Annotated in this window: 10 protein-coding genes; 6 read left to right on the top strand and 4 right to left on the bottom strand. The window is 34.6% G+C overall.

Annotated elements, in window-relative coordinates:
* Positions 1–84 precede the first annotated feature (84 nt).
* From serS to mgtE, 6 genes are all read left to right on the top strand, one after another.
* Entirely contained in the window at positions 85–1356 is a 1272-nt protein-coding gene (serS, locus tag G6042_RS10425; RefSeq protein WP_169524379.1) for a serine--tRNA ligase, read from the top strand.
* A gap of 81 nt (positions 1357–1437) precedes the next feature.
* On the top strand, positions 1438–3216 hold the full coding sequence (locus tag G6042_RS10420) for a tetratricopeptide repeat protein (protein WP_169524378.1): 1779 nt from the start codon (positions 1438–1440) through the stop codon (positions 3214–3216).
* Positions 3217–3275: 59 nt separating this feature from the next.
* Positions 3276–3587, top strand: coding sequence for a DUF4286 family protein (locus G6042_RS10415; RefSeq protein WP_169524377.1), 312 nt, complete (start codon positions 3276–3278; stop codon positions 3585–3587).
* Between the two features lie 66 nt (positions 3588–3653).
* Entirely contained in the window at positions 3654–3974 is a 321-nt protein-coding gene (locus G6042_RS10410) for a GIY-YIG nuclease family protein (protein WP_169524376.1), read from the top strand.
* A 15-nt stretch (positions 3975–3989) separates the two neighbouring features.
* Positions 3990–4769, top strand: a complete 780-nt coding sequence (gene rsmA / locus G6042_RS10405; protein WP_169524375.1) for a 16S rRNA (adenine(1518)-N(6)/adenine(1519)-N(6))-dimethyltransferase RsmA — start codon at positions 3990–3992, stop codon at positions 4767–4769.
* A complete protein-coding gene (gene mgtE / locus G6042_RS10400; RefSeq protein ID WP_169524374.1) occupies positions 4759–6111 on the top strand; it encodes a magnesium transporter in 1353 nt (450 codons plus the stop codon). The genes rsmA and mgtE overlap by 11 nt, the downstream gene beginning before the upstream one ends.
* Positions 6112–6352: 241 nt before the next feature.
* Here mgtE and G6042_RS10395 read toward each other — a convergent pair whose 3' ends face one another.
* From G6042_RS10395 to G6042_RS10380, 4 genes are all read right to left on the bottom strand, one after another.
* On the bottom strand, positions 6353–6634 hold the full coding sequence (locus tag G6042_RS10395; RefSeq protein ID WP_169524373.1) for a F0F1 ATP synthase subunit epsilon: 282 nt from the start codon (positions 6632–6634) through the stop codon (positions 6353–6355).
* Between the two features lie 71 nt (positions 6635–6705).
* Positions 6706–8217, bottom strand: a complete 1512-nt coding sequence (gene atpD / locus G6042_RS10390; RefSeq protein ID WP_169524372.1) for a F0F1 ATP synthase subunit beta — start codon at positions 8215–8217, stop codon at positions 6706–6708.
* 217 nt (positions 8218–8434) lie between these two features.
* Positions 8435–9979 (bottom strand): SGNH/GDSL hydrolase family protein, encoded by a 1545-nt coding sequence (locus G6042_RS10385; RefSeq protein WP_169524371.1) that lies wholly within the window; start codon positions 9977–9979, stop codon positions 8435–8437.
* A 24-nt stretch (positions 9980–10003) separates the two neighbouring features.
* Positions 10004–12844: a TonB-dependent receptor domain-containing protein gene (locus G6042_RS10380; protein WP_169524370.1), complete on the bottom strand. Its 2841-nt coding sequence runs from the start codon at positions 12842–12844 to the stop codon at positions 10004–10006.
* Positions 12845–12942: the final 98 nt, after the last annotated feature.

Raw genomic sequence — 12942 nt, 5'->3', positions numbered from 1 at the left:
ATTTACTTGCCTTTATAAGTTTAAAAATATCTAAAGTTTATTACAAACATTTCACTAAATTTGCGGACTTATAAAGAAAAAGCCATGTTACAAATAGGTTACATCAGAGAAAATAAAGAGCAAGTGATTACTGCTTTGGCAAAAAAACATATGGATGCCAAACAAATTGTAGAAGAAGTAATCCAACTAGACGAAAATAGAAGAAGCACACAAGTTGCGCTTGATAATACTTTAGCAGAAGCCAACAAACTTTCGTCATCTATTGGCGAAATGATGAAAAATGGCGAAAAAGCTAAAGCCGAAATATTAAAACAAAAAACAGCGCAGTTAAAGGAAACGAGTAAAGAACTTTCGGAGAAATTAGATGGTTTTGCCTCAGAACTTACCCAGAAAATGTATTTGTTACCTAATCTTCCTGCCGAGATTGTTCCCGAAGGAAAAACTCCAGAAGAAAACCTAAATGTATTTCAAGCTGGAGAAATCCCTGTTTTGCATGAAGGCGCGCAACCTCATTGGGAATTGGTAAAAAAATACGACATCATCGATTTTGAATTAGGGGTAAAAATTACTGGCGCAGGATTTCCAGTTTATAAAGGAAAAGGTGCCAAATTACAACGCGCTTTGATTTCTTATTTCTTAGACAAAAATACCGAAGCTGGTTATCAAGAAGTGCAAGTGCCACATTTGGTAAATGAAGCTTCTGGATATGGAACAGGACAATTGCCAGACAAAGAAGGACAAATGTATCATGTAGGCATTGACGATTTATATTTAATTCCAACTGCCGAAGTTCCGGTAACAAATTTATTCCGTGATGTGATTTTGCAAGAAAACGAATTGCCAATTCTTTGTACAGGTTACACGCCATGTTTCCGCAGAGAAGCTGGAAGTTATGGTGCACACGTTCGCGGATTGAACCGTTTGCATCAATTTGACAAAGTAGAAATCGTTCGTGTTGAACATCCTGATAAATCGTATGAAGCATTGGACGGAATGGTTGACCACGTAAAAACTATTTTGGACGAATTAAAATTACCTTATAGAATTTTACGCCTTTGTGGTGGCGATATGAGTTTTGCTTCGGCATTGACTTATGATTTCGAAGTGTTTTCAACCGCACAAGATCGTTGGTTGGAAATTTCATCAGTTTCTAATTTTGAGACTTTCCAAGCCAATCGTTTAAAATTGCGTTTCAAAGGAAAAGATGGCAAAACACAATTGGCACATACGTTAAACGGAAGTTCATTGGCTTTGCCTAGAGTTTTAGCCGGAATTTTAGAAAATTATCAAACACCAGAAGGAATTGTGGTTCCAGAAGTATTGCGTAAATATACTGGTTTCGATATCATTAACTAAAAAAGTTAATCTTTAGTAAACGATGTACTAATTTGGCACAAAAAGTGTTACTTTAGTACATTGTTCTTTTAACAGAAATTCATGAAAAAAATCATCGCTTTTGTTTTTCTTTTCCTTTCGCTTTGGGCAAATGCTCAAAACGAACAATTGGCGCAAAATTATTACGACCGTGGCGAATTTGAAAAAGCAGTAGTAAGCTATGAAGAACTGTTAAAAAATAATCCCGGGAATTCTTTGTTTTTTCAACGAACCGTAGAATGTTATCAGCAGTTACAACAATTTGACAAAGCCGAAAAAGCACTGCAAGCTCGATTAGAAAAATTCAAACAAAGTAATCTTTTAATCGAATTAGGTTACAACTATCAACTGCAAAAAGACGAAGCAAAAGCCAAAAAATACTACGAACAAGCCATTGATAAAATAGCCAAAAATGTCAACGAAGCTTATGGAATTGGCTATACTTTTGAACGAAAATCATTGTTAGATTATGCTTTGTTAGCCTATAAAACCGCCACTGAAATTGAACCACGACTGACTTTTAATTCGCAAATGGCGGTAATTTATGGTCAGCAAGGTAAAACCGATTTGATGATTGAAACCTATTTGATTGAAGCCTATCAAAATCCGCAAAATCTTCCGCTAATTCAAAGTCAATTATCGCGATTTATGAACGAAGATGCCGATGAAACTTTTAACGATAATCTTAGAAAATCGCTATTGATTCGTGCGCAAAAAACGCAAGATATTTTTTGGAATGATTTTTTAAGTTGGTTTTTTATTCAACAGAAAGAATACGGAAAAGCATTTATTCAGCAAAAAGCCATTTACAAGCGTGAACCTGAATCGTTTTCCAATATTGTCAATTTAGGACAAATGGCAATTGAAGATAACGACCAAGAAGCGGCAACAGAAATCTTAACTTTTGTATTGCAAAATACTAACGACATCGATTTGATTATTCAAGCCAATTCCTATTTGATGGAAATGAAAATTGAAAACAGTCAGGAAATAGATTATGTTGCTATTTCGCAAGAATTAGACAAACTGATTACCGAATTTGGCGTTAGCCCATATACGTTGCCGTTACTTCGATTGCAAGCTAATTTTTCGGCATTTCAACTGAAAAAACCAGAACAAGCCAAAACCATTTTGAAAAATGTAATGGAAATGGATTTAAGCCGAAATCAAACTGCCGAAGTTAAAATGGAATTAGCCGACATTCTTTTATTTGAAGAAAAATTCAATCAGGCGTTGATTTATTATTCGCAGGTTGAAAATGATATGAGTGGCGATATTCTCGGTCAAGAAGCCAGTTTAAAAACGGCAAAAACCAGCTATTATAAAGCCGATTTTGAATGGGCAAATCATCAATTGAAAGTATTAAAATCAGCTTCAACCCAATTGATTGCCAACGATGCTCTGGACTTATTTCTACTAATTAGTGATAATACCGTTGAAGATTCAACACAAACAGCTTTGAAGAAATTTGCTCGCGCTGATTTCTTGTTGTATCAAAATAAAAAGCAAGAATCGTTAGCTCAATTTCAGCAAATTCTAAAAGAACACAAAGGCGAAGAAATTGAAGCTGTAACGCTACTTCGAATTGGAAAAATCTACGAAAAACTGAGTGATTTCAGTAAAGCATTAGAAAATTATGAAGCCATAATTAACAACCATAAAGAAGGAATTTATATAGACGAAGCACTTTATTTTTCTGCCGAAATCTATGCTGATCATTTAAAAGACAACGAAAAAGCCAAACAGCTATATGAAAAGGTAATTCTGAACCACGAAGACAGTATTTACTCGGTTGAAGCGAGGAAAAAATACCGTCAACTTCGTGGAGACAATAATTTATAGTGTTCAGTTAGCAGTAACAGTTGGCAGTTTAAAAACTACAAAAAACAATCAAATTTCTCATGATATTATACAACGTAACCATCAATATACACGAAAGCGTTCACGACCAATGGATGCAATGGATGCAAGAAAAACATATTAAAGACGTTTTAGCAACCGGAAAATTTTCATCTGCTCGAATGGTGAAAGTTTTAGTCGAAGAAGAAATGGGCGGAACGACTTATTCCATTCAATATACAACCGACAGCAAAGAAACGCTACAAAAATATTACGACGAAGATGCACCAAGACTTCGTGATGAAGGTTATCGATTATTTGGCGAAAAAATGCTTGCGTTTAGAACGGAATTGGAATTGATTAGTGAACATTAATCGTATTGTAATTTGTCACTGCATTTGTCATTCTCGCGAAGGCGGGAATCCATAAATAGATAACTTATGCAACAGTTCCGACAATATTTTGTTTACATAGTAGCGAGTAAGAAAAATGGAACGCTTTACATAGGTGTTACCAATAATATTGAAAGAAGAATTAAAGAACATAAAAGCAAATTAAATCCACAAAGTTTTACATCGAGATATAATGTCAATATCTTAGTTTATTATGAAACGTTTCAATATATAAATGATGCCATTGACAGAGAAAAACAACTCAAAAAATGGAACCGACAGTGGAAAATAAATCTGATCGAAGAAGAAAACAAAGAATGGAAAGACCTTTCTTCGGATTGGAATGGATTCCCGCCTTCGCGGGAATGACAAATGGAAAGAAAAATGGAAAAAGTAAAAGCAAAAAAACACCTTGGGCAACATTTTTTGATCGATGAAAATATAGCAAAAAAAATAGCCGACACTTTACAATTGGAAGGCTATGATTTGGTTTTAGAAATTGGTCCAGGAATGGGAGTTTTAACCAAATATCTTTTAGAAAAAGACATCGAAACCTATGTGATTGAAATCGATACCGAATCGGTGGAATATTTGAATGCATATTATCCAAAATTACATGGAAAAATCATTTCCAAAGATTTCTTAAAATACAATCTCAACGAAGTTTTCAATGGAAAACCTTTTGCTTTGATTGGCAATTATCCTTATAATATTTCATCACAAATTGTGTTCAAATGTCTTGAAATGCGAAATCAAATTCCTGAATTCTCAGGTATGTTTCAAAAAGAAGTAGCCGAACGCATTTGTGAAAAAAAAGGAAGTAAAACCTATGGTATTCTTTCGGTTTTAGCACAAGCATTTTATGAAGTTGACTATCTTTTTACGGTTCATGAAAATGTTTTTAATCCTCCGCCAAAAGTAAAATCGGGTGTAATGCGAATGAAACGAAAAGAGAATTTCCAGTTACCCTGTGACGAAAAATTGTTTTTCAACGTTGTAAAAACGGCTTTCCAACAAAGAAGAAAGACGTTAAGAAATAGTTTAAAATCGTTTGCCTTATCGGATAATTTAAAAGAAGATGCTATCTTTGACCTGCGTCCGGAACAACTTTCGGTAGAACAATTTATTGATTTAACTCAAAAAATAGAAGCCAATGCAGTTTAAAATCAGCAAAGAACTCTTAGAACAAATCGAGCAACTCATTCATGCTAAAAATGATAATGAGCTTGAGATTCTATTGAATGACTTACACCATGCTGATATTGCCGAGATTTTTGACGAATTAGAAGCCGAAGAAGCTATCTATATTTTCAAAATTTTAGATAGCGAAAAAACGGCTGAAATTCTAACCGAGTTAGAAGAAGATGTTCGTGAAAAAATTCTTCGTGGACTTTCTGCCAAAGAGATTGCTGAAGAGCTTGATGAACTAGATACTGATGATGCTGCCGATATTATTGCGGAACTTCCTCAAAGTAAAAAAGAAGAAGTAATCTCGGAGCTTGAAGACGTTGAACACGCTAAGGACATCGTTGATTTATTACGCTACGATGAAGATTCTGCCGGTGGTTTGATGGGAAAAGAGTTAGTAAAAGTTAACGAAAACTGGAATGTTTTGACTTGCGTAAAAGAAATGCGTATTCAAGCCGAAAATGTTACTAGAGTGCATTCAATTTATGTTGTTGATGATGAAAACCGATTGAAAGGAAGATTATCGCTTAAAGATTTATTGACAACTTCTACCAAAACACCCATCAGTGAAGTTTATATTAAAAAAGTAGATTCCGTTCGAGTAAACGACTCCAATGTTGAAGTAGCTCGAATTATGCAAAAATATGACCTTGAAGCCATTCCTGTTGTGGACGAAATGGGACGATTGGTTGGTCGAATTACCATTGATGATATCGTTGATGTAATTAAGGATGAAGCCGATAAAGATTATCAGTTAGCTGCCGGTATCTCGCAAGACGTTGAAGCTGATGATAGCATTCTTGAACTGACCAAAGCGCGTTTGCCTTGGTTGGTTTTGGCTCTTTTGGGCGGATTTATTTCGGTAGAAATGCTCGGATTATTTGAAGGCGCAATGAAAGAACATTACAAATTATTTTTCTTTACACCGTTAATTGCCGCTATGGCAGGAAATGTTGGCGTACAATCTTCGGCAATTATTGTTCAAGGTTTAGCTAATCATTCCATTAGTGGTTCAATCGTAAATCGATTATTAAAAGAAATTTCTTTGAGTTTGTTAAATGGTGTTATTTTAGCTTCTATACTATTCTTAGGAAGTCATTTTTTACTTGGTGTTGAAACCAATATTGGTATAATTGTTACCATTGCTTTGGTTTCCGTAATTATCATTGCATCATTGATAGGCACTTCTATTCCGTTACTTTTAAACAAATTTGGAATTGATCCAGCGTTAGCAACTGGTCCATTTATCACAACAAGTAATGATATTTGTGGAATTTTGATTTACTTTTCTATCGCCAAGTTAATCTTAGGATTTTAAATCTTACTTCTACTGATTTTAGCCCAGATAGTAGTGAAAGCATTTTTAAAATTGAAGACCAATTTTTATACTTTTTAAAAAGCGACCAACGGAAGCTCTTTTAAAAAGTAATAAAAAGGGATGAAATTAAAAATCTTGAAACGAATAGTTGGATTAGCTTCAACAAAACTGAAATGAATTTAGTATAAATAAAAAAGCCCGATAAAATTTTATCGGGCTTTTTCTTATCATTTTATCGTGATTAGTCAGCTAATACGATTACTTTGTTATCTTTCATTTCAATAGTTCCTGAATTGATTTCCAAAGTGTAGTTTTGGTCGTTTACTTTGGTAAACTTTTCTACTACGTCTTTTTCAAATTTAAAACTAGTGGCAGCAATTTTTACTGTTCCTTGTTTTAAAATAGAAACTATTGGTGCGTGATTGTTCAATATTTGGAATGAACCGTCAACACCTGGCAATGATACCGAAGTAACTTCGCCTTTGAATAATGTAGCTTCTGGTGATACTATTTCTAAAATCATTTTTTTTAGTGATTAGTAATTAGTAATTAGTAATTAGCCCTGAAAACTGCCAACTACCAACTGCTAACTGATTAAGCTTCTGCTAACATTTTTTGTCCTGCTTCGATAACATCTTCAATTGTTCCTTTAAGGTTGAAAGCTGCTTCTGGCAAGTGGTCTAATTCACCATCGATAATCATGTTGAATCCTTTGATAGTGTCTTTAATGTCAACCAATACTCCAGGAATACCTGTAAATTGCTCCGCTACGTGGAATGGCTGAGATAAGAAACGTTGAACACGACGTGCGCGTGATACCGCTAATTTATCTTCTTCTGACAACTCTTCCATACCAAGGATTGCGATGATATCTTGAAGTTGTTTGTATTTTTGAAGAATTTCTTTTACTCTTTGAGCACAATTATAATGTTCGTCACCTAAAATAAGTGGTGTTAAGATACGAGAAGTTGAATCTAGTGGATCAACCGCTGGATAAATACCAAGCTCAGCAATTTTACGAGACAATACCGTTGTTGCATCTAAGTGAGCAAACGTTGTTGCTGGTGCTGGATCGGTTAAGTCATCCGCAGGAACGTAAACCGCTTGTACTGATGTAATCGAACCTTTTTTAGTAGATGTAATTCTTTCTTGCATTGCACCCATTTCTGTTGCCAATGTTGGTTGGTAACCTACCGCAGAAGGCATACGACCTAAAAGAGCCGAAACCTCTGAACCTGCTTGTGTAAAACGGAAGATATTATCAACAAAGAAAAGTACGTCTTTACCTTGATCAGAACCTGCACCATCACGGAAATATTCAGCGATAGAAAGTCCAGACAAAGCTACACGAGCTCTTGCTCCAGGTGGTTCGTTCATTTGTCCAAATACGAAAGTAGCTTTAGAATCTCTCATTCCAAGTTTGTCAACTTTAGATAAATCCCATCCGCCATTTTCCATTGAATGCATAAAATCTTCACCATATTTAATGATACCTGATTCTAACATCTCACGCAATAAGTCATTTCCTTCACGTGTTCTTTCACCAACTCCTGCGAATACAGAAAGTCCACCGTGACCTTTTGCAATATTGTTAATCAACTCCTGAATCAATACTGTTTTACCAACACCTGCACCACCGAACAATCCAATTTTACCACCTTTTGCATAAGGCTCAATCAAATCGATTACTTTGATACCTGTAAATAAAACTTCAGTTGAAGTTGATAAATCTTCGAATTTTGGTGCTTGTTTGTGGATTGGCATTCCATTTGCACCTTCTTTTGGTAAATCTCCTAAACCATCGATAGCATCACCTACTACATTAAATAATCTACCATAGATATCAGCACCAATTGGCATTTGAATTGGAGCACCAGTCATATGAACTTCTGTTCCTCTGCTTAATCCGTCAGTAGCCTCCATCGAGATAGTACGTACTGTATTTTCTCCAATATGTGATTGAACTTCAAGGATTAATTTTGTGCCGTTTGGGTTAACGATTTCTAATGAATCATAAATTTTAGGTAATTCAACATCTTTAGTATCAAATACTACGTCAACTACTGGACCGATGATTTGCGAAACTTTTCCTATTGCTTTTGACATTGTTTATGTTTTTATTAAATAGCTACTTAGGTTTGAAAAAGACACCTCTTTTTTCAGAGTGCAAAGGTAAATTTTAAAATTATAATAATCAATATTTAAGTTTGTTTTTTTCTTTGTTTTTTGTAAAAAATACAGTTAAAGCAACTTTGGATTGCCACAAAACAAAAAAACCACCAAAAAATATTGGTGGTTTTACATTATATGTAAATTTTAGTTGTTAGAAATTATCAGGATTTTTTGGGTATAAAATTCTATATGTTCCAACATTTACACCTTTGAAGTTTGAACCGTATTTTGCGTTAATAGCTTTTAAAAACTCATTTGCAATTAAGGCATAACCTCTTGGACTTGGATGAATTCCATCTAAAGAGAACATTCCGCCGGTAACAAAAGTTGTTGTTAGTGTATAGTTATTAGCGGTAATTCCTATAGTGTTTAATTGATTCATTAGTTCTTTCGCATTAACTAGAGCTAAACCATGTGTATTTGCAGCAGCTTCAATAGTTGCGTTATATCCTTCTGTAGCAGCTTCAATTTCTGCAACTTCACTGGGAATTAATACATATCTATCTGGTAATGGAAACGTAATTCCTAATTGTCCTAATAAACTTGGAACAGGTGAAGCGACACCATCTGCTGCAACTGAAGGTAATTGACCAATTCTAGAAGATGCAGACAAAGGAATTAAATCTGTTGATTTAGTTTGTCTTGCTTGACCAAAAACCTGACCTAGTACTGTAGCAGTTGTAGCATCTAAGCCACCGCCTTGTAAAACAGCTGTTAGTTGAGTAGCAAGATTAGGTAAGGTTTCATCTACCATAAGCATAGGATTGTTTCCGGTAGTTGATAATAAATTAATTCTATCTCCTTGTCCCAAGAAAGCAAGCGCATTGTGTAATGGTCCATATAATTGTGCATTCAAGCCAGAAATCATATTAACTCCGTTTATGGTTAAGTTTGCTTGGGTTAATTGATTATATTGAATAACATGAAAATGTGGAAGTGTAGTTACAGAAGGTAAATTTGCTATTACTCCTTTTCTTCCATTTGTAGCTAATCCAGAAACAATCATATTGTAAGCATAATCAAAAGTAGCTTGAGGCGTTAAAGGATTTACCAAAGGGTCGCCACCAGCAGTAGCATAACCTAATTCATCATTTCCTCCAATCCAAAGTGAGAAAAATGTTGGATTTTGTGCTAAAGCATCATCCAAAACTGATACAGAAGAGCTTGAAGAAAATCTAACAAAGTATGGGTTTGCTGTAGCAGGAGAAGCCGCCAAACCAGCAATATTTCCATAATTTGGAGCAATTAAGTGGAAGCTTTTTGCACCAGGAATTCCAAAATTATTAAAAGAGCCACTTAAGTGATTAGTAACTTCTGTTGTAGGAGTTCCAGTAACTGGTACTGGTGTAGAACCGTTAAAATATAGTCTAACCCCATTTATAACGTTACCATTTAACAATAATCCGCCAATGTTATCAGCCATAAAAGGCGTTGTAAATTCTCCGCCGCCAACTAGAGCAAACTGTGTTGCTATAATATTTGGGTAAGCATTTTTTTGTCCTTCTGCAAATAGTGCATTATCTGAAAAACCTGCCGCAAACGAATCTCCAAGGGCAACATATTTTGAAAAATCTGCTGATCCAGCTGTTAGCGGTGTTCCATCGGTAGAATTTGGATCTACAGTCGCTTCATCATCGCTGTTACAAGATACTATGACTAACGAAGCCATAAGTAACCATTTTATATTTTTTATCATAGTGTATATTTTTAATCGTTAGAATTATGGATTAATCGTTAATGAAACGAAATATTGTTGACCAATCAATCCAGGTCCAAGTAATTGTCTGTATTCTGTTCCACCAAGATTAGTTGCTCCCACTTTTAAAATTGATTTTAAGCTTGGAATTCCATAACTAATTTGAGCATCAATAACGGTTACTTCGTCAATCATACCATCAGCAAAACTTGATTCCCACATATATTCATCACTCCATCTTGCACTAACATTAAATCCAAAGTTTTTGAATAAATTATCATTGCTGATAGATGCTTTAACTCTGTGTTTTGGAGTGTTAAAACCTGCTTCAAAGCTTGGATCTTTTGATTGATCAAAATCAAATTGAGCATAGTTGTAATTAGCCGATACTTCAAAGTTTTTTGGTAATTTTTTAGATAAACCAACTCCAAAACCTAATGATTTAATTTCTATATCAGTATTGGTATATAATTGGAAAGCTCTAACGTTTCCAGATGCAAGTGCGTCTACAGATTGCGCTCCTGGGTTAGTTGGTCCAAGTAATGGATCTGGAGAATCTTGTGCTGTACCATACAATGGCGCAACAACCGTTAGATTTCCAATAAAGTCATTATAAATGTTATAATATCCATTAATATCAATATTAAAACCTTCGTATTGTCCTCTATATCCTAATTCAAATGCTTTTACCGTTTCTGGTTTTACCAAATCAACATTTGTTCTTCTTAATAAGGCTGATGCAGCAACTGGATTAGATGAAGCCAAAGCAGCAAATGCGTCAACCGATTCTTTTGTGTAAGAATTAAAATATGCATTATTTCCGTCAATAGTTGTTGTTGTTCCACCTACTAAAGCTTGACCAAGAGCCGATGTTACAGGAAGTGTTTCATTATATCTAGTTAAATTATCTGGAGCTGAACCTAATAATATTGCGTTACCAACATTAAATCCAATATATTGATCTTGCGTGGTTGGGTTACGGAAACCTGTTTGGAACGAACCTCTGAAAATATGATTCTTTGCTTCACCTGCAGAATATACTAAGGAAACTCTTGGCGAATAATTTCCATCGAAATTATCAGCTTTATCATAACGAATCGATCCTGTAAATTTCAATCGGTCGTCCATGAATTTTTTCTGAACTTGTGTATATACACCATATTCGTCATATTTAATTCCGCCAAACTGTGGTGTATCAGTATAAATTCTTCCAAAAGAATTCAAATCATATCTTCTGTATGAACCTCCAACTTGAATTTCAGCAAACTTGATTTGATCTTTAAAGTTATAATTGGCATCTGAATGATAAATTTTTGAATTATCAACTAATTTTGAACCAACTATAACATCAGAATTTGAAGTTACTTGATTAAATGCATTTTTAAATTCAGGTGTTCCAGGAATTAATCTTCCTGTATCGGCAACATTTCTTGCTGTAGCATGAGCTTGGGTAGGAGTTGCACCACCTAAAGTAGATTGAATGTATGCACCAGCATATTCTCCAAACCAAGTTTCATTTGATTTCCAAGCTTTATTAATATTTAACCCCGTAAATAACATATCGTATGAATTTCCACCATCTTCTGATGTTACATAACCCCTAATGAAAAAGTTTTTACCCGTTAATTCTAATTTGTGCTGTTGCATTTCGAAACCATTCAAATAGTAACGATTTGCTCCTTGGTACACTGAATTTCCAAAACCGAATTTACTTTGCCAAATAATTTCAAAGTTCTCATTTCCAAAAGGTCTTGCGTGTAATGAAAAATCGATTTTAGCATTTCTTACAACGTTGTCTGTTAAATCAACTTCATTATAACCTGTTCTCGAAACGTTTTCATTTGGAAGTAAATTTACAGCTGATGCTGGAATTAATCCCATTCCTGCAAGTGTTTGTCCAACACCTCTAATATTGGTTGAAGCTTCATCTCCATAAACGTTCATACCATTGTAGTTATGATGACTTCTATCACGTCCTTCAACCGTTTTGTCGCTATAATCTGTTGCATGCCATTCTGTTCCTTTCATATAGGTAAAGTTGGCTTTTGCCGCGAAGTAATCATTGAATTTTTTTGCAGCTCTAACTCCATAATCATAATATTCGTTGTTTCCTGCCGCTTTTTGACTAGTTTGACCATATTTAGCATACGCAGAAATTCCTTCGTTAATGAATGGACTTTTACTTTTCATGAATAAAATACCATTAAAAGCATTTGCTCCATATAATGCAGATGATGCTCCTGGAAGTAATTCTACACTAGCTACATCAATATCTGAAACTCCAATTAAGTTTCCTAGAACGAAGTTTAATAACGGTGATGAGTTATCCATGCCATCAACCAATTGCATAAAACGAGTATTAGCAACGGTTGCAAATCCACGAGTATTTATCGATTTAAACGACATACTACTGGTGTTCATTTGAACTTCTTTTAAATTTTCTAAACCATCATAAAAAGTTGGAGAAGCTGTTCTTTTTACGTCAGCAGTGGTAAATCTTTCAACTGTTACTGGCGATTCTCTTAAACGCTCAGGCGTTCTTGAAGCGGAAACTACAATCTCGTCCAATTGTGTCTCTTCATCTGCCAAAACAGCTGTTACATTTTGATTATTAGAAGTTACGCTTACTTTTTGAGTTCCAAAACCAATGCTGGAAATTTCAAGAGTAAAAGGTGGTTTTTTGGATGTTGAAAGTGTAAATTTTCCATCTCCATCAGAAATGGTTCCTGTTGACTCACCTTCAACTTTGATATTTGCACCAGGAATAGGTTCGTTTTTACTGTCTTTTACCGAACCTGAAACTGTTGTTTGAGCAAAAGTTATGCTACAAATAAACAATGACAAGATACATAAATAAATCTTCATTTGGTCTTTGATTTTGTTGGTTTATGTAGCCAATGTACAAATATTTCTTTTACATTTTCAAAAAAACATATCGATTTTTCATAATTATTTAATTTTAA

Origin of the sequence: Flavobacterium solisilvae (assembly GCF_012911605.1) — a bacterium.
Lineage (GTDB): Bacteria > Bacteroidota > Bacteroidia > Flavobacteriales > Flavobacteriaceae > Flavobacterium > Flavobacterium solisilvae.
Note: the sequence above shows the minus strand (reverse complement) of the source record. Positions and strands in the feature narration are given on the sequence as shown.